This window comes from Polaribacter sp. 2305UL8-11 (assembly GCF_058147165.1).
Window position 1 is genome coordinate 1 of the sequence record NZ_JBYVJW010000001.1, and the last position, 20121, is coordinate 20121.

Sequence of the window (20121 nt, forward strand, 5' to 3'; positions counted from 1 at the left end):
ACTGTTCCATTTGGAACTGTAATAGTCTGTGCTGTTCCTGGGGTTAACGTAGTTCCGTTGATACTTTGAATCGTTATCGTATCTCCTGTATCTACATCACTATCGCCTGTTAATGGTAATAAAGTTACTGCTGTATCTTCATTCGTTGTATACGTATCATCTACTGCTACTGGTGCATCGTTAATAGGATTTACTGTAATGTCTAATGTTGAGTTGGCTGTATTGGTACCATCACTTACTGTATAGGTTACCTGTGGTACTGATCCATTAAAGTTGGCTACTGGTACAAAAGTATAACTACCATCGCTGTTTACTGTTAACGTTCCTTTGCCTGCTATTAATGTGCTGCCTGCTGTTGATGGTGTTACATTTACGGTGGCTCCATCTACTACAAATCTTGTGATGGTTAGAGGATTTCCATCAACATCTGAATCATTTTTTAACAATCCATTAGTTGCATTCACATTTAATGTAGTTTCTTCATTTGTAGAACCTGAATCTGCAACTGCTACTGGTGCATCGTTTACTGGTGTAACTGTAATATCTAATACTGCTTCGTTTGAAATTAAACCATCATTATCTTTAATTGTATATTTAATATCTGCAGAACCATTAAAATTTTCTAAAGGTATAAAAACAACTGTTCCAACTCCGTTTACTGTGTAAGTTCCAACATTTGCTATAACTAATGGTGTTCCTGAGCTACCTGTATTTGCAGCGTTATTTGGATCTATTAAAATAATAGACGTTGTATTTATAGTACCATCTACATCTGTATCATTTGACCCAATTGTTGTTAAAGTTTGTGTTGCTCCTTCTAAACCAGTAGAAGAATCATTTACTGCAACTGGTGCATCATTTACTGAAGTAACAGCAATACCAATTGTAGCTTCATTCGAAACATTATTGTTACTGTCTTTAATAGTATATTTTATATCTGCAGTTCCGTTAAAATTAAGAGCTGGTGTAAACGCAACATTTCCTAAAGGATCTACTGTATAAGAACCAACATTTGCTATAACCAATGGTGTTCCTGTTTTTCCTGTATTTGATGCATTATTTGGATCGATTAGAATTATTGTTGATGCATCTGGGGTTGTATCTTCTACATCTGTATCATTTGCACCAATTGTTGCAACTGTAACTGCAGTATCTTCTGGTGTTGTTGTTCCTAAATTATCTACTGCTACTGGTGGATTATTATTAACAGTTAATTTTGCTGGTGGAGTTGAAGGAATATCACAAGCATAATCTGTTTTAGAAACAATTACTTGATATTGGTAATTATTCTCAGTGGTTGATAAGTTTGATATTGTTAATTTATTTGTGGTTGCTCCAGCATATTTACCTCCATTGGTAATATTTGTAAATGTTGTACCTCCATCTGTACTTTCTTGCCATTGGAAAACTGTACCTGTAGAAGTAACTTCAAAAGAAGCACTTCCTGCAATAAACCCTGATTGATCTTGAGGTTGTGTGCTAATTACAACTGGAGTACCAACTGTAGTTACATTTGTGTTTGTACCTGTATAAGCTGTAGCAAAACCTGTTACTTTACCATCTGTACCATAACCTGTACCTGCAACTTCTCCTGCTTTTGTTGTACTTACTTTATGACCAGCTTCTGTAACATCTGGACAAGAATCGTTATCTGAATCTGTATCTTGATGATTTGGTTTACCATCTAAATCAGTATCAAAATTATCATTAATCCCATCTGAATTTGTATCTACAAAACCAGCAAAATCTGGGTCTTTGTAATCTGGTGTACCATCATTATCTGAATCTGCATCTGGATTAACGTTTCCTGGTGATTCTACAGTGTCTAAAATACCATCATTATCATCATCTAAATCTATTGCATCTGCAACACCATCTTTGTCTGCATCTAAAATATCTCTGTAATCTACATCTCCACCAGAAGCAACATCATTATCTTCGTCTGGAGAATTGTCTGCTTGTGTGTTGTCTAAATTACCATTTACATCTGCAAAAGTATCTGCAGCTTCAACAGTATTGTCTAAACCATTATTACCAACAGTTCCTTCTGTTTTTCCATCTCCATTTGTATCTTTTGATGCGTTACCAAACTCTACAATATCCTTTAAAGTATCATTATCTGAATCTAAATCTAAATAATCTGGAGAATCTGTACCATCTGTATTTACTGGTTTGATAGCAGTTCCAGAATTTGAGGTATCGTATTTATCATCTAAACCATCTTTATCTGTATCTGTAAAAGTTGCAGAAGGTGCTATATACCCATTTGTAGTTTGTGCTTCTACATTATCTGGAATGGTATCATTATCTGAATCTAAATCTAAATAATCTTTTTTAGAATCTGTGTCTGTATCTGGAATTGCTAAGGCATTTCCTGGGTTTAATGCAGTATCTGCATTACCATTTCTATCATCATAAGGATCTATTGCATCTGCTAAACCATCTGAATCTGAATCGTTTGCAGTACCTGAACCAAATTTTCCATCTCCATCTGAATCTGTTCCTCCTGCTTCAATTGCATCTACAATACCATCGTTGTCAGAATCTATATCTAAAAAGTTTTTAACTGTATCTCCATCTGTGTCTGGATTTGCAAGATTTGATGTTGTGCTTGTACCTGTTGTTGCTGTATCTGGAGAAACTGCTAAAGGAATACCTACAGAGTTTACTTCTGTATTGTCTAAAACTCCTGTTCCTGGTTGTCCATTTCCATCTGGATCTGTTGTACCTCCTGCTTCTGTATAATCTGGAATTCCATCTCCATCTGAATCTAAGTCGAAGTAATTTGGCACACCATCTCCATCTGAATCTGATGGATTGGTTCTTGGGTCATTATCATTATCTAAATTTAAATCTTCATCTGTATCTAAAATACCATCATTATCATCATCTAAATCTACGACATCATTAACTCCATCTCCATCATTATCTTGTGTTGATGATTCTCTCCAATCTCTATCTCCACCTGTAGGATCTATATCTGGTTGAGAACTTGGAGCTTGGTTTCCATTTGTACCATTATTTGCAGTTGCTGTTCCAGAAACTGTATCAAAAATATCTGCTAAACCATCTCCATCTGCGTCTGCGAAAGTGTCTAAAACACCATCGTTATTTGCATCATCTATATTATTTGCAATATTGTTTTCTCTGATGTCTGCAATTCCGTCATTTTCTGCATCTGTATCTGCATAATCTGGTGCAGACCCACCATCTGTATTTGTATAACCTATTCCTGTACCACCATTGTCTACATCATATCTATCATCTATACCATCTTTATCTGTGTCTGTTCCTAGTGGTGCTTGATATAATGTTGTAGATTGTCCTTCTATATTATCTATAATACCATCATTATCGATATCGATATCTAAGTAGTTTTTTACGCCATCTGAATCTCTGTCTTTATTAAAGCCAAAACCTCCTAAAATATTTCCTGCAGCATCAGGATCATTTGTATCTGCTAAACCATCTTTGTCTGCATCTGCAGGAGTTCCTGTGCCAACAATACCATTGTTGTCTCCATCTGTAACTTGAAAATTTCCTTCGAATGTATCTGGTAAACCATCTCCATCTGAATCTAAATCTAAGTAGTTAGGATATACGTCTGTATCTGAGTTTAAAAATGTTGGGAAAGTGCCTTCTGCATCTATAGTATCATGCCAACCATTATTATCATTATCTACAAAGCCATCTACTATACCATCGTTATTTGTGTCATTATAAGTTGCATTGTTAGAAAATGCTTCTTCTGTATCTGAAATACCATCGTTATCTGAATCTCTATCTAATGAGTTGATTAATGTAGATTGAATATCTGTAGCTGCGTCTGTATTTATGGGTGCATTTGCTGCAACTCCACTTTCTGCGGAAGTTTCTAAAGCATTACCAAAACCATTAGCTCCTACTAATGCTGGTGTTGCTGAAGCATCTGCAATACCATCATTATTTGTGTCTGCATAACCAGCTTCTATTACGTCTGGAATGGCATCGTTATCTGAATCTAAATCTAAGTGGTTTGGAATTCCATCTCCGTCAAAATCGAAACCTGCTGCAATTCCATTTCCATCTAAAGCACCAGAATCTGCATCTAGATAGTTTGGTGTTCCATCATTATCTGCATCTGCTGTTGGGTCTGTTCCTTGCCCCTCAACAATATCTAAAATACCATCATTATCTGAATCTAAATCTACGATGTCTGCAACACCATCAGAATCTGAATCTACATTTATTGTGATTGTTAATGTTGATGATGCAGTACCTCCATTATTATCTGTAATATTATATGTTGCGACTGGTACTGCTCCAAAATAATTTGCGTTTGGGGTAAATACATAATCCCCTAGAGAATTAATTTGTAATGTACCTACACCAGTAATTGTTGCTGTTTGACCAGCATTGTATGTTGTTGCATCTCCTGGAATTGTAAAAGTTGTAACATTTAAGGTTGTACCTGTGTCTACATCTGTATCATTACTTAAAACTCCGTTTGCAGCATTAACAGATAGTGTATTGTTTTCTGTAACCGAATTTGTGTCTGCTACTGCAACTGGCAAATCATTTACAGGTGTGATAGTAAAGCCTAAGGTAGCTTCGTTTGAAGCAAAACCACTATTATCTTTTATCGTGTATTTGATATCTGCAGTTCCGTTAAAATTTGCTTCTGGTGTAAAAACCACAGTACCTGCTGCATTTACTGTATATGTTCCTTTTCCTGCAATTACTAAGGGTGTTCCTGTTTTACCTGTATTTGCAGCATTTGTTGGGTCTATTAAAATAATTGTAGATGGTACAACATTACCATCTTCATCTGTATCATTACCTCCAATTGTTGTTAATGTAATTAGGTTGTCTTCTGCTGCAGAACCTGATTCACCTACTGCAACTGGTAAATCGTTAACTGCATTTATAGTAATATCTGCAGTACCAGTAACTGCTGGTGCTATACCATCTGAAACTGAGTAGGTAAAATCTCCTGGATTGTCTGTACCATTGTAAGCTGTTGGAGCATCGTAAATTAAACCTGCAACTTCTGCTGGTGTTAATGTAGAATTATTTGCTACAATCTGACCTCCAGCTTTTTTAACAACACCTAAAGTTGGCAAGCCTGTTACAGTAATTGTAAGTGTATTACCATCTGGATCTGTTGGTTGAGATAACCCTAAAGATGTTCCTGTACTTTCTTCATTTACAGTTATAGCATTGCTACTAACAACTGGTGGGTCGTTTGTAAATGTTGTTAGTGTTCCTGCATTTGATATTACTGGACATACATAATCTGTTTTTGAAATTAAGGCTCTGTATTGATAGTTGTTCTGCGCAGCTGTTACTCCAGTTATTGTTAATGTACTTGTGGTAGCTCCACTGTAAACACCTCCATTTAATAATGTCGTAAAAGTTGTACCTCCATCTGTACTAATTTCCCAACCAAATACTGACCCATCTGTAGTAACAGTAAAAGTGGTATTTTTTCCTACCTCTATATTTCTATTTGGTGGTTGTACAGTAATATTTGCTGCAGTTCCTGCAGAAGATACATTGGCATTTGTACCTGTATAAGCAGTGGTAACTCCTGTTACTTTACCATCTGTAGCATTGTAACCTGTTCCTTGGACTTCACCTGGTTTTGTTGTACTTTCTTTATGACCTGCTTCTATTACATCATTACAACCATCTGCATCAGAATCAGTATCAAATTGGTCTATTTTACCATCTTTATCTATATCATATCTATCATCTATATTGTCTGAATTTGTATCTACAAACCCTGCTAAAGCTGGGTCTTTGTAATCTAAAACACCATTATTGTTTGTGTCTACAAACGGATTTCCACTTGTTGCGTTTTCTGCTGAGTCTAAAATACCATCATTATCATCATCTAAATCACAACCATCTGCTACACCATCGTTATCATTATCTGCATTATCATCAAAACCATTACATTTATCAACAGAATCTAAAACACCATCTTTATCTGTATCTCCATCTACTTTTACAATTGCTGTTGCTGTATCACAGTTTGTTGTATTTGTTTTTTCGCAAATTTTATATGTAAGTGTGTACGTTCCTGTTGCAGAATTTGCAGGTACATTAATAACCCCAGTTGTTGCATTTATTGTAACTCCTGTTAAACCCCCATTGTTTTCTAAAGTTATGTTGATGTCTGCATCTGTAACTGCTACACTGTTTAATAAATCGTTTGTTGTAACATCACCAGATGCACTTCCAGTAATACCATTAACGATTGTTGTAGAAAAATCATCATTTACTGCATCTATATCATTTATTGCAATTACACTTGCAAAAGAAATATCATCTTCGTGCACATTTTCTGTATGTGTAAAAGTTTGAGCAGTTGTTATTTCTGTTGCATTTAAAGAAAATACATTGTCTACTTTTGTTGCTGTTATATTTGCTGTAGTAATTGTATGTGTTCCTTTAAAAACCCAGCATTCATTAGGATCTAAAATAGAATTGTTATTTACATCTCCACTATCTAAAGTCATTGTTGTTCCTATAGAAGAGGTAAGTGTTACTGCATTTAATGCAGTTCCTCCTGTGTTAATAACAGAAGCTGAATACTCTATAGTATCACCTGCGTTATCACTACCATTTGGCGTTGTTGCGTTTACAATAATGTTTACACCTTGAGCGTAAGAAAAACTTGATAGCAGGCCAATTGCTAAAACAAGAAATAATTTTCTTGTCCTGTTCTTGACTTTATTATGTAAGTTGAAAATTGTGTGCATTTTTTTCATCCTTTATATTTCTTTGTTAGTTGTTGCTATTAGGGGTTGAATCTTTGTCTGTTTCTGTAACAGAAAAGATTTCTGTTTTGTTTGTTACAATTGCACCTGCTGTTGTAACTGTTGCAGCTATTTTTAATTCAATTGTTTGGTTTTTAGCAATTGTTAAAGCACTTAAATCCCAAATACCTGTTGTAGCATTGTAAGTTGTATTAATTGGTATAACAGATGAAGCTGCATTGTATGTTAAACCAGTTGGTAAAATGTCTTTTACTTTTACTGAAGTTGCACTTAGGTTACCGCTATTTTTTAAGGTTAAAGTAAATATTACTGTTTGTCCCTTTTTAGGTACTGCTTTGTTTATTGTTTTTGTAATGTTTAAATCTGTTAAACAGGCGTCTTTATTATTTGCATCTAAAACTGCTGCTGTACTTAATTGCTCAAAACCTGTGCTATTTACAATTGGATTTCCATCTGTGTCAGAAGTTGTACCTAAATTATTAGAATTACCTCCATTACTTCCTCCAGTAAGTGTTGTTAATTGAGTTAATTGAATATTTCCTGCAGCTTCTACAGCATCTGGACAACCATCGTTGTCTGAGTCTGTATCTAAGTAATTTGGAATACCATCATTGTCTTGGTCACATCCGTAAGTTATTGTTGCAACACCATCTATTGCATCTGGCCCACCTCCATTTATATTTCTTATTCTAAAAGTATTATTCCCTTTTTTATTGAATAAAACTCCTAAAAAATTTGATCCGTTAGCAAGTTTCATTTCTTCTAATGCTGTAGAATTTGTTGTTCTGCTTCCAAAAACAGTTACTTTTCCGTTTTCACTAATTAGGACTCTTAGTCTTGGAATATTATTTGTGTTAGCCACCCATGGTGTTGCCATAAAAGCGTTGTCTGAAATAAAGTTAATTGGTGAAGCATTTAAAGATCCAGTTTCTAACCCAAGATTATCAGAGTTTACTCCTCTATTGTTAATTATTATTCCTACAGAATCATCTACAAACTTAAAGTCAATAACAACGCTTACAACACTATTTACAGTAAAATCTTTTATAGAACCTCCATCTCCTCCAGAAAAGTTTTCTACTTGGGTACAATAACCTTCGACTGTATCTAAAATACCATCATTATCATCATCTACATCTGTTGCATCTGGCACACCATCATTATCGTTATCACTATCTGTGCTGTCTCTGTAATCTACATCTCCTCCAGCAACATTAACGTCTTTATCTGCATCTGGCAAACTTGATGGAGTATTAATTGTACCATCTTTATCTGTTGGTCCATTTGTTGCATCTGTTGCATTGTCTAAACCATCTTTGTCTGTGTCTGTGTTTGTAAGTGTAATTCCTGCTTCTGCAGTATCTGTTAAAGAATCTCCATCTGAATCTGTGTCTAAATAATCTGGATTTGCATCACCATCTGTATTTATAGGTGTTATACCACTTGCAAAATTTGTTGGTACACCATTACCGTTTACAGATGAACTTGGAGCTGTGTAGCCTGTTGTAGTTTGTGCTTCTACTGTATCTGGAATTCCATCTCCATCTGAATCTAAATCCCAGTGATTCATAATTCCATCTAAATCTAAATCAAATCTATCATCAACACCATCTGAGTTTGTATCTGTAAAACCAGGAAAATCAGGATCTATATAATCTGGTATTGTATCTCCATCATGATCTCCATCTGGATCAAAAGAACCTAATTCTACTGTGTCTAAAATACCATCATTATCATCATCTAAATCTACATTATCTGAATATGTATCATTATCAATATCACAATCTGGAACTGTTACTGAGCTGTTTGGTGATGAAACTTCTTCTCCATAAAACCATGTATTTAGAACCCTTTCATTACCAAAATCATCTGTTGTAGAATTTGTTGCATTTCCTTTTGAACCTGCAGGAGCTGGCATATTTGTAGTATTATCTCCTGGAGGATTGTCTCCATTCCATTTATGTGTTGGTCCTAATTGACCATCACTTGGATTAGATTTATTTAATCCGCCAACTGTATTGTTATTAGGAGTAACAGTTACTCCAGAATCATCCCAATACATTTTTCTATTTGCCAATACTGGTTTTACAGAATTTATAATTAATCCATTAGGATTTAATTCTGCATCAATCATTGGTACACTAGTTCTACCTCTTAAGCTTGTTAATGTTGCTGATGATGTTGTATTTCCTAAAACTGGATTTCCTTGGCCATCTAGACCATCCCAAGGAATTACAATATTTCCTTTAGGTTGATTAAAAGCTTGCACAATAATATCTTTGGAATTCTCTTGGAAACCGACAATCCCATTTAAATCTAATGTTACATCTACATCTCCTGCCTCTTCTGTTTTTACGGGGATTAAATAGTTACCTGGGCAACCAAAAATTTGACCTACTGAAACTGGTGAAACTTGAACGCCTATGGGAAAAGCAGCAGCATCTGGTTCCGTTATGAAAACAGGATAACCATTTAGTAGTGCTGGTATAGTATTTCCTGTAGAACCATTATAAGAAATGGATTTTCGAGTTGTTGTCCAGACATTTGTTGGGTCATTATCATCATCTACAATACCAAACTTATTCATTGCTAACAAGTATCCAAAAGGTCTAAACCCCTCTTGAAACTCTACTGTTACTACAATTTTGTCGTCTGTGTAACCAAAAAACTTTCCTTTGAAGTCAAAATTTATTGATGGAACAAAATTTGTTGGATTATAAGTAATAAATCCCCATTTTTGAGAAAAAATACGTCCTTCTACTCTATTATTTGAAGAATCAGAAACTGTAAAATCAAAATAAGGAATTACAATATCTGTTCCAGAAGTTGTTCTTGAAACTCCATTATCATTACTTTTATATATTTCTATATAATAATCTCCATTTGCAGTAGGATTAAAACTTAAAGGAGTATAACCGGTTGGAACAGCACCCCCTATATTTGGCCCTGCAACTGCCTGATTATAAGTACTAATGTAACCAGCACCAGATGTATTAAAATTAAAAGGTCCTGCAACTGTTGTTCCTGAAGAATTTTTTATTCTATAGTATAAATTTGTACTTAAAATTAATGGATTACCACTTCTTTGCCTAGGATTTATTCCAAAATATAAATTTTCTGTTGTGTGGTCTAAAATTCTAAATTGTAATCTTTGAGATGCTGGAGCGTTTAGATATGGTCCATACCTACCATCATCTGTAATATACATTGCTACACCATTATTTGAATCTGGCATTGCTTGTTTGGTACCATCTGCAAAGAGAGATGTACAAATTAGAAATATATATGTGATTGATAAAAGTAATTTTTTTGTCAAAATCTTTTTTTTAAATAATTAGTAAATTTAAAACTTAAATTCAATTTAAAATTTAAATCATATTAGTATTCGTTGAAATAACTAATTTGTTAGATGATTATTAAAATTGAACTGTTGAATAAATTAAGGTTAAAAAAAACATTTTGTTTAACTTTAATTCATATTTAATAAACAAATATAAGCTTTTTTTAACATATTTTAACTAAATTAAATAAATAAAATTGAAAATCAGCTATTTAAAAATTATTTTTAGGTTAAAAATTAATTATTAGAATTTGGGTTTGAATCTGAATCTTTTTGTTCTGTTTTAAAAACTTCTGCAGAATTTAATATAATATTTGTAGCTGTAACCTTTGCTTTGAGTGTTAATGTAATTGTTTCGTTACTTTGTATGTTTCTTGTAAATTTCCAAATACCAGTAGCTGCGTTGTAAGTTGTGTTTGTTGGTATTATAGATCCTGCTGAAACATAAGTTAATCCAGATGGTAATAAATCTTTTATTTCTACACCTGTAGCAACTTGTGGCCCTTTATTAGTTACAGAAATAGTAAAAGTTACATTATCTCCTTTCTTTACAATAGGTTTGTCTACCTTTTTTTCTATTGATAAATCTATTTTTTTAGCTGTAATTGTAAAACTCTCTGTTAAATCGTCTGTAGAAAGATTAGAATCTACTTGATCTTGCGTATTAGAAACCACATTTGTAAAAGTGCCTTCTTGTGGTTTTTTAGGTACTTGGGACACAAATTTTAGTGTAAACAGTTCGCCTGCATTCATAGTTCCAATAGTCCAATCTGGACTATTCCAAGTTCCCTGGCTAGGAGTTACGCTTATTAAATTTAATTCTGTAGGGAAAATATCTTTTACTACCAAATTAGTTACAGGTTGTAAACCAAAGCTTCTTACTGTAACCGTAAAATTTATGATATCATCATCAGTAACATTAGACTTATCTGCTGTTTTACTTATAACAATATCTGGGTCACAATTGTACACAGATACAATTTTAGAAGAATACGAACATGTACCTTCAGTTACTACTACATTATACTCTCCAATTCCTGGTGGTGTATATACTGCTGAAGTTGCGCCTGCTATAGCAACACCATCTTTAAACCATTGGTAGGCATCAAAACCTTTTGTTGTTTCTTCTAAATCTCCAGAAGGAAAACAACCTCCTCCTGTAATTTGTACACCAACTACTGGCACTGTATCAAAACCAGAAAAATAACCAGCCAAACCAGCATTTGAGCCTAAACTCATAAAAGTACCTACTGCAATAGGCCCAGAAGAAGTTACATCTACTTCTCCTTTTAAACCTGTAACATAAAAAGTTTTCCAATCGGATGTACCAGCTGGAGTTGTTGGAGTAGGAAGTGTTACTTGAACCCCATCTTGTTTAACTACTATATTAGCATTTGGTGTAATTGAAGAAGCAATAATTGTTATTGCTGATATATTAGTATTTGATCCTGCAATTTTATCGATATCAGAAATCTCATCCATTAAATTCGGCAACAAACAATTAACGGGTGCAATAAAATTCATACCAATTGTTTGAATTTTATTTCCTGATGCTCCTTGCAAACATTGATACGCATAAACTTCTTTAGATGTATTTACATACATACTAGCACCTGCACTTGCAGATGAGTAATTACTACCAGGAATCTCTAAATAATCTCCATCATTTATGGTTCCTATTAAGTTACCACCTGCATAAACTTGAGTATTATTTTGTGTAGCAACAATTATAGGAAATTCTGTTTCATTTGCTCCTAAACCCCTTACAAAAACATACTCTCTACCTAAAGAAGATACATCTACAGGCTGGTCTATACCTACATCTCTACTTTGATTTCCAGCTCTAACACCAACATTTAAACCCCCATTACTAATTACAATAGGTTTTGTTGCTTGTATTTTAGCTCCTAACCAACCGTCTATATTTGCAGTAGTTTCATTTTTTGCTGCTTCTAAAACAAAAGATTGTCCTTTATTTAACGTTATGGTTTGTGTATTTGCTGTAATACCTCCTCTATTATTACCCAACCTAAATTTACAATTAGGGTCATAACCAGAAACTGTAACTGTAGTACCATCTTCTGTTGCCATCATTCCTAAACTGGTTGTTAAATTGTTATTAGTAGCTCTATTAGGAATACCACCCCATCTAAAATCTGTCCCTTTTGCTTTAGCTCCTTTAGAAGTTAATGAACCTGCTTGCGAATTAGACCTACCTCTATAATTTACATAAAACTTTTTCCCACTAGGAGATATGATTCTTAAACCTGCATTACTTAAAACAACACCCGTATTTGTATTAGTTACTAAAGTTATGTTGTTATCTCCATTCCCTAAACCATTAGAATTATCAAAAATTTTGCCATTTCCTTTAGATAAACCTGTAATAGTTCTTAAGGGAGTTGTGCTATTTCCTCTGTAAATTTCTATAGAAAAGGGTGTGGTTTCTGGAGTAGAAAAATAGACAGCTTGTTGTTGGATTCCTTGGTTATTAGACACCTGCTTTAATGGCGGTAAATAATGCTCACTATCTAATTGTGCAAAAATACTGCTAGTAAATACTATAAAAAAAAAGAAAATTAGTTGGTTTATTTTCATAATTTTTGTGTATCAGAGATATAAAATTACAATTTTTTGATTGTATACAAAAACTAAGATACCTAAAAATTAGACTCTTTTTTTAAAAAAAAGTCACATTTTTCATTACAAACCTCTCTCTTTTTTAATTCTATCATAGGCCTCTTGTATGCTTTGAAATTTTTGATTTGCTCCTTTTAAATGTTCTTTTCCTAAACCCTGTAATTTATCTGGATGGTATTTTTTTACCATTTTTCTGTAAGCAGATTTTACTTGATCATCTGTGGCAGATTTAGTAATTTCTAAAATTTTGTAAGCGTTACCAGAAGCATCATAAAACATTGCTTTGATAGAAGTGTAATCTTTATTATTGATGTATAAATAACCCGCAATTTTTCTAATTTCTTCAACTTCATTATCTGTTACAAAATCATCTGCTTTTGCAATTCCAAATAAAAAATGAACCAGCTGTAAACGAGATGCATGTGACATGTGTTCTCTTATTTGCATACAAACTTGACGTGCAGAAACATCTTTTTTAACGATTCCTTTAAATAATTTAAAAGCATTGTTTGCTCTTTCTTTACCATACATATCTAAAAACTGTGCACGTACAAAGTCTAGTTCTCTTTCATCAACTTTACCATCAGATTTTATTACAATTGATGCTAAAACCAATAAACTCATTTCAAAATCTCCAGATTGTGTATTTACACGAGACTTTCTGGTTCTTGTTTTTTGCTGATATTCTCCTTGTTCTAATAACAAGTCTTTTTCAGAAAAACCATCTACAAAACTACCAATTGCAAAACCAATTGCAGCACCTATTGGTCCTCCCAAAGTAAAACCAAGTCCAGCTCCTAACCACTTTGTGAAATTTCCCATACTATGTATTTATTTTTTTTTCAAATATACACAAATAGGTCGCTTTTTTAAACCAATTGTTACATATCAATTTTATTGATATATCTATTGAAACAACTATTTTTATAATCTTGAATTTTGATGAAGGAATAGTTATCTTTGCAATTTAAAATTAGAAATTATGTATCCAGAAGAATTAGTAAAACCAATGCGTGATGAGTTAATAAACGCAGGTTTTGACGCATTATATACAAGTGAAGACGTAGAAAAAGCAATGGCTAAAAAAGGAACAACTTTAGTAGTTGTAAACTCTGTTTGTGGTTGTGCAGCTGGTACTGCAAGACCAGGAGCAATTGCTTCTTTAGGCGCAGACAAAACACCAGATAACTTAGCTACTGTTTTTGCAGGTGTAGAAAAAGAATCTACACAAAAAGCTCGTGAATTTATGATTCCTTTTCCTCCATCTTCTCCAGCAATGGCCTTGTTTAAAGACGGAAATTTAGTACACATGTTAGAAAGACATCATATAGAAGGACGTTCTGCACAAATGATTGCTCAGAATTTAGCACAAGCTTACGAAGAATACTGTTAATCCTTTTTTAAAGAAAAGGACTTTTAAAAATCCATTCTTTTAGAGTGGATTTTTTTATTTTATAAAAAAAATCAGATGGCATCAAACTTATCTACTTACACCCTAGAAGAACTTAAAAAGAAAATTAAAACTCAAAAAACAATGGCAATAATACAAGGGTTTGTCATTTTTTTAATGATTTTTTTTAGTATTTTTTCCTCTATTGATAAAGGCATTTCTTTCCAGACATTTTTACCTTTATTTTTTATTCCGATGTTATTTGTAATGCTTTTCGAGTTAAAGAAACTAAAAAAAGAACTTGCCCAAAGAACCAAATAAATGAACCAAGAAAAAATAATTTCTAATACTATTGCATTTATAAAAAATGAATTAAAAGGAGCTGAAGGTGGCCATGATTGGTTTCATATAGAACGTGTTTTTAAAAATGCTATTTTAATTTCTAGAGAAGAAAAAGCCGATGTTTTTGTCATTTCTTTGGCAGCTTTATTACATGACATTGCAGATCCAAAATTTTATAATGGAAACGAAAAAATTGGCCCTAAAAAGGCAAAAGAGTTCTTAATTGCTCAAAAAGTACCTAAAGAAATTGGCAAACATGTTGTAAAAATTATTAGGCATGTTTCTTTTAAAAATTCTCTTACCAAAAATGGCAAAAAATTTACTTCTAAAGAATTAGAAATTGTACAAGATGCAGACAGATTAGATGCTATTGGTGCAATTGGAATTGCTCGTTGTTTTAATTATGGTGGCTTTAAAAACAGGGCTTTATATGACCCAGAAATTGTACCTAATTTAAATATGACAAAAGACGAATATAAAACTTCTACAGCACCAACAATTAATCATTTTTATGAAAAACTATTGTTGTTAAAAGATAAAATGAACACAGATTCTGCAAAAAAAATTGCACTGCAAAGACATCAATTCATGGAAAAATATTTAGAACAATTTTATGATGAGTGGAATGGAGTTAAATAATTTATTATTATACTAAAAAAATAATCATAAATTTAAACTATACAAAACTCCTTTAAAAATTGCTTTTTAAAGGAGTTTTTAATTTTACTAAATAAATTCTAAACACGGCTATCTAAAAACAGCTTAAAGCACCTAAAAATAGATTTTTTTACCTAATTCTCTTTTGCAGCTTCTAAAGCAGTAATTTTATATTCAAGTTCTGAGAGTTTGGCTGCTTTCTCTATAATTTCATCAACAGTAAAATTTGAATTTGAATTTATACAATTTAAAATCTCGTTACTTTTAAAAGTATAATAGTTTAATGTTTCTTCTATTTTATCATTCATCTTAAATTTCTTTATCACTATTGAACAAGATTTAGCATCTCACTTCTGTACTTTGATGCAGATTTTCCTGTAAACTCTTTAAAAAGTTTGTTAAAATGAGAAAAATTATTAAAACCACATTCAAAACAAATATCAGTAATACTCATTTTGCTTTCAGATAATAATTTTGTGGCATGCACCACTCTATATTCGTTAACTAATTTTGTAAATGTTTTAGTTGTGGTTTTTTTAAAAAATCTACAAAAAGCTGGTACAGTCATACTTACCAAGTCAGAAATTTCATCTAAAGCAATGTGTCTTTTAAAGTTATCATTAATATGTTTAAAGACTAAATCTATCTTTTCGTTATCTTGAGGTTGTGTTTCAAAAGCAAAACCATCTGCATTTAAAATAGTATAATCATCTGTTAATGCCAATTCTTTTAAAATATGTAGAAAAGAAATAATTCTATCTGGTCCTTCTAAATCTACTAACTCTTCAATCTTAGCTCCAATTCTTTTTTTAATTTCTATATTAAAACGAATTCCTTTTTTTGCGCGCTCAAAAAGTTGCTCTATAGCAGCCATTTCTGGTATTTTAAAAAAATCTGCTCCTAAAAAATCTGGTTTAAACTGTATTAGTGTTTCTGATCCATTGGTTGTTAAACGATCTACAAAACCTAAATGTGGCAAATTAGAACCTATTAAAACCAGTTGACTATTGTTAAAATAACTTATATGATTACCAATATGTCTTTTTCCTTTTCCTTTATTTACGTATACAATTTCAATTTCTGGGTGAAAATGCCAAAAAGCTTTGTTTTTCTTTAAAAACTGAAAGTGTTTCTTAACTAATAAAGAACTACCAAAACTTGGTGTTATTTTTTCTAGGGTTGGTTTTGTTTTCATAGATAATATATTGCAATCACAAAATTACAACACAAAAATGTAATAATAGCCATAGAATTAACACAAATCTATTCTATTTTAACCTTACATCAATTCATCATTATATAAAGTGATAATTTAACACATATATTCGTCAATTTTGATGTTTTAGAGGTTTTAAATCTGCTATAAATTTGCAGTGTTATTAATTATAAAATTATAAAGTTATGATTGCAAACGAAAACATCTTGTTTATAACAACAATGACATTATCTGCAATTCTTTTAATTATTCAATTTGTAATTATAGGAATGATTGTAAAGAGTAATAAAAATTAGTATTTGAAAATTATTTAAAAACAAAAAAATGAAAACAACAATTAAAAAATATTTAGTAGTAGTAATGATGTTAGGAACATTAATTAGCTACGCAAACGAAAGTAAAGACAATTCTTATATTGTAACTGGTAAAAAAGTAAGAGTAGAATTTAAAGCTGTAAAAAAAGGACAAATTTTATCTATTAAAGATGATAATGATGTTGTCATTTATAGTCAAGAAATTAAAAATTCTGGTACATTTTCTAAAATATTCGATTTATCAAAATTAGAGAAAGGTAGGTATACTGCAGAATTAGAAAAAGCCTACGAAATTATTGTAAAAAACTTTACAATATTAGATGGTAAAGTTTCTTTTGATAAGGATGAAATGATTTTTAAGCCTGTAATTAGAACAGAAAATAATTTGGTATTGATTTCTAAAATAGACTTTAAGAAAGAACCTTTAGATGTAATTCTTTTCTATAAAGATGAAGTTATTTTTTCTGAAACTATTAAAGATCAAAAAGCAGTTTTAAATAGAATTTACAAAGTTTCTGAACAAGTAAAAGGAGATTATAAGGTACTTATAAAGAGTAATAAAAGATCTTACATTCAGAATTTTGAAATATAAGTAGATTAGTTAATTGTTCATCATTACTTATTATTTTGATGAAAAAAGCGAGCCAAAATTGGCTCGCTTTTGTTTTTTTTACTATTAAAAATTAGGTTTTCTCTTTTCTAAAAAAGCAGTAGTACCTTCTTCAAAATCTTTGGTGCCAAAGCATTCTCCAAATTCTTCGATTTCTACATCAAAACCATTTATACCATCTTCAAAATTTGCATTAATAGCTTTAATTGCTGCACTAATGGCAACAGAAGAATTTCGTGTAATTCTACCCGCAATTTTTTCTGCCAATGGCAATAATTCTTCTAAAGCAACTACATGATTTACCAAACCAAACTCTTTTGCTTCTGTTGCAGAAATCATACCAGCTGTCATAATCATTTCCATAGCTCTACCTTTACCAACTAATTGTGGCAAACGTTGTGTGCCTCCATAACCAGGAATTACACCTAAAGAAACTTCTGGTAAACCCATTTTTGCATTGTCTGATGCAACTCTAAAATGACAAGCCATTGCAAGCTCTAAACCACCACCTAAAGCAAAACCATTTACAGCAGCAATTACTGGTGTAGATAAATTTTCTACATAATCGAACAACAATTCTTGTCCTAATCTTGCTAAACTACCACCTTCTTCTACAGAAAAATGTGCAAATTCAGAAATATCTGCACCAGCTACAAAAGCTTTGTCTCCACTTCCTGTTAAGATGATTACTTTAATATTTTCATCATCTTCTAAAGCTTCAAAAGCCGTATTTAACTCGTTAATAGTCGCTTTGTTTAAAGCATTTAATTTTTTAGGTCTGTTAATGGTTATTTGAGCTAACGCATCGTTTTTTTGTACTAATATATTTTCGAAAATCATAATTGTATATTTTTAAAAAATTCTTTTTTACTCTTTTGGTAAAATTACTGTAAATACTGTTCCAAATCCCTCTTTAGAGGTAAATGAAATTGAACCATCATAAGCCTCAATTATATTTTTTATCATTGGCAAACCTAATCCCATTCCACTAGATTTTGTGGTAAATTTAGGTTCAAAAATCAAATCTTTTACCTCTTCAGAAATTCCTTTTCCATTGTCAGAAACCACAATTTTTACATTTTTTCCTTTAGAAGAAACTTTTACTTCTATGAGTGGGTTTTCCTCTTTATCTGAAGCTTGAATTGCATTTTTAACCAGATTTGTAACAATTCTAATCAACTGTGTTTTATCTAAATTAGCAAACAATTCTTCTTCTGTTGGGTGGTATTTAATAAAGCTTTTATTAAAAATATCTAAAGCTAATTTTACAACGCTAACTACTTCAATTCTTTCTCTTTTTTGAGTTGGCATTTTTGCAAAATCAGAAAAAGCAGAAGCAATAGAACTCATAACATCTATCTGCTGAATTAAAGTCTGGCTATATTCTGCCAACTTTTCTTTAACTTTTTCATCTTTTGGATTAAATTTTCGCTCAAAACTCTGCACAGTTAAACGCATTGGCGTTAACGGATTTTTAATTTCATGAGCCACTTGTTTTGCCATTTCTCTCCACGCTTGTTCACGCTCACTTTTTGCCAATTTTACAGCACTTTCTTCTAGCTGATCAATCATATTATTGTAAGCATCTACCAAAACTTCTATTTCTGAACTTGCTTCGTCTAAAATAATCTTCTCATTTCTTTCATTAATACGAGTTTGGCGCATTTTATCTGAAATGGTTTTTATAGAACGTGTAATATAACTTGATAAAAAGTAAGCCAATGCAATTGCAATTAAAAACATTAAAATGTAAACCAAGCTTAACCTTTTTATAAACTCTTCTAATTCTTTTTCTATCTCTGTATTGTCTTGTGTAAATTGCAATTCTAGGATACCAATTCTTTTGTATTTAGGATCATTTATATAAGAGTAAGAAGACTGGTAACTTAACCCATCTAAATCTCTCATTTTCATAATTTTATGATTTGAGTTTTGCGCCAAATCATTCAATGTATTATATTCTAAAGGTTGTATGTTATTTTCTTCGAATGCATTGGTTTTTGAGGAAATGAGTAAATTTCCATGCAAATCGAAAATGGTAATATTTATTTTGTTGATAGATGAAATCTCGTAAATACGTTCTTGAAAAATTTTAGACAGGTTTTCTGTATTTACAGGATAAGTGGTTTTGTTTTTTAGCTCAACTTCAATTGTTTCGTTTGCAATTGCTTCTTTACGTTCAAAACGCTGTATGTTGTAGTCTTTAGTTTGCTCATCATATTGATACACTGTAACCACCAAAATTAATATTGATGCCAATAACACCAATAAAATCATGGATAAAAAAATGCGAATTTTTAAAGAAATATTTTTAAATCGAAACAAGTTATTTATGGTATTTTTATTCTTTTAGTTTTCATTGTTAGCAAATCGTCAAACGCTCCATCTTCATCCCAATCGTATTTACTTTTACCCAAAAAGCCCTCCTCTGTTCTTACAATATGATAACTTGCTTTAGTTTGTTTTCCATTATAGAAAAAATCTACAAAAAGTGAATCTCCTTTAACAAACCATGTACTATCAGAATCTAACATTTGTTCTCCTTTTTGATTGACAAACCAAGCTGTAAAAGTTCCGTTTGCATTGTATTTAGATCTTGCAATTAATTCTGGATTATTATCAAATTTATCTTCGTAAACCTTTAATGAGTCTGATTTTTCATACGTTGGCATTTCCAACTTTAAATATGTAGTTTGCCAAGTATCTGTCATATACTCTTTTAATGTAACTTCTTGTTTACAACTAACAAAAAACGTTCCGAAAACACAGAAAAGTAAAAAATATTTATGTTTCATTTTTATGTTATTTTAAGAATGACAAGGTAGTTAAATAAAAAAGTCATTACAAA

General features: G+C 31.8%; 13 protein-coding genes. 4 read left to right on the plus strand and 9 right to left on the minus strand.

What is annotated here, in order from left to right:
- The 4 genes from ACY2RW_RS00005 to ACY2RW_RS00020 all read right to left on the minus strand — a co-directional run.
- On the minus strand, nt 1-6746 hold a 6746-nt coding region (locus tag ACY2RW_RS00005; RefSeq protein WP_490120631.1), incomplete at its 3' end, for a cadherin-like domain-containing protein.
- Between the two features lie 25 nt (nt 6747-6771).
- Entirely contained in the window at nt 6772-10080 is a 3309-nt protein-coding gene (locus ACY2RW_RS00010) for a DUF11 domain-containing protein (protein WP_490120632.1), read from the minus strand.
- 261 nt (nt 10081-10341) lie between these two features.
- Nucleotides 10342-12702 (minus strand): DUF11 domain-containing protein, encoded by a 2361-nt coding sequence (locus tag ACY2RW_RS00015; RefSeq protein ID WP_490120633.1) that lies wholly within the window; start codon nt 12700-12702, stop codon nt 10342-10344.
- A gap of 105 nt (nt 12703-12807) precedes the next feature.
- Nucleotides 12808-13566 carry a TerB family tellurite resistance protein gene (locus tag ACY2RW_RS00020; RefSeq protein WP_490120634.1) on the minus strand — a complete coding sequence of 253 codons (759 nt, stop codon included), beginning with the start codon at nt 13564-13566 and terminating at the stop codon, nt 12808-12810.
- Nucleotides 13567-13726: 160 nt separating this feature from the next.
- On the opposite strand from ACY2RW_RS00020, the gene ACY2RW_RS00025 reads away from it, so the two are divergent.
- The 3 genes from ACY2RW_RS00025 to ACY2RW_RS00035 all read left to right on the plus strand — a co-directional run bounded on the left by ACY2RW_RS00025 (nt 13727) and on the right by ACY2RW_RS00035 (nt 15115).
- On the plus strand, nt 13727-14137 hold the full coding sequence (locus ACY2RW_RS00025; protein WP_490120635.1) for a BrxA/BrxB family bacilliredoxin: 411 nt from the start codon (nt 13727-13729) through the stop codon (nt 14135-14137).
- Nucleotides 14138-14212: 75 nt separating this feature from the next.
- Complete coding sequence (locus tag ACY2RW_RS00030) at nt 14213-14455, plus strand: hypothetical protein (protein WP_490120636.1); 243 nt, start codon at nt 14213-14215, stop codon at nt 14453-14455.
- Nucleotides 14456-15115, plus strand: a complete 660-nt coding sequence (locus ACY2RW_RS00035; RefSeq protein ID WP_490120637.1) for an HD domain-containing protein — start codon at nt 14456-14458, stop codon at nt 15113-15115. It abuts the gene before it with no gap.
- Between the two features lie 152 nt (nt 15116-15267).
- On the opposite strand, the gene ACY2RW_RS00040 is transcribed toward ACY2RW_RS00035, so the two are convergent.
- Nucleotides 15268-15441, minus strand: a complete 174-nt coding sequence (locus ACY2RW_RS00040; RefSeq protein WP_490120638.1) for a hypothetical protein — start codon at nt 15439-15441, stop codon at nt 15268-15270.
- Nucleotides 15442-15458: 17 nt separating this feature from the next.
- On the minus strand, nt 15459-16328 hold the full coding sequence (locus ACY2RW_RS00045) for an AraC family transcriptional regulator (RefSeq protein ID WP_490120639.1): 870 nt from the start codon (nt 16326-16328) through the stop codon (nt 15459-15461).
- 345 nt (nt 16329-16673) lie between these two features.
- Between ACY2RW_RS00045 and ACY2RW_RS00050 the strand changes: the two genes are divergently transcribed.
- Nucleotides 16674-17255 carry a hypothetical protein gene (locus tag ACY2RW_RS00050; RefSeq protein WP_490120640.1) on the plus strand — a complete coding sequence of 194 codons (582 nt, stop codon included), beginning with the start codon at nt 16674-16676 and terminating at the stop codon, nt 17253-17255.
- A gap of 84 nt (nt 17256-17339) precedes the next feature.
- Here ACY2RW_RS00050 and ACY2RW_RS00055 read toward each other — a convergent pair whose 3' ends face one another.
- The 3 genes from ACY2RW_RS00055 to ACY2RW_RS00065 are packed head-to-tail and all read right to left on the minus strand — an operon-like array spanning nt 17340 to nt 20068.
- Nucleotides 17340-18113: an enoyl-CoA hydratase/isomerase family protein gene (locus tag ACY2RW_RS00055; protein WP_490120641.1), complete on the minus strand. Its 774-nt coding sequence runs from the start codon at nt 18111-18113 to the stop codon at nt 17340-17342.
- Between the two features lie 27 nt (nt 18114-18140).
- Nucleotides 18141-19550: a sensor histidine kinase gene (locus tag ACY2RW_RS00060; RefSeq protein WP_490120642.1), complete on the minus strand. Its 1410-nt coding sequence runs from the start codon at nt 19548-19550 to the stop codon at nt 18141-18143.
- A gap of 53 nt (nt 19551-19603) precedes the next feature.
- Complete coding sequence (locus ACY2RW_RS00065; RefSeq protein ID WP_490120643.1) at nt 19604-20068, minus strand: hypothetical protein; 465 nt, start codon at nt 20066-20068, stop codon at nt 19604-19606.
- Between the last annotated feature and the right edge of the window lie 53 nt (nt 20069-20121).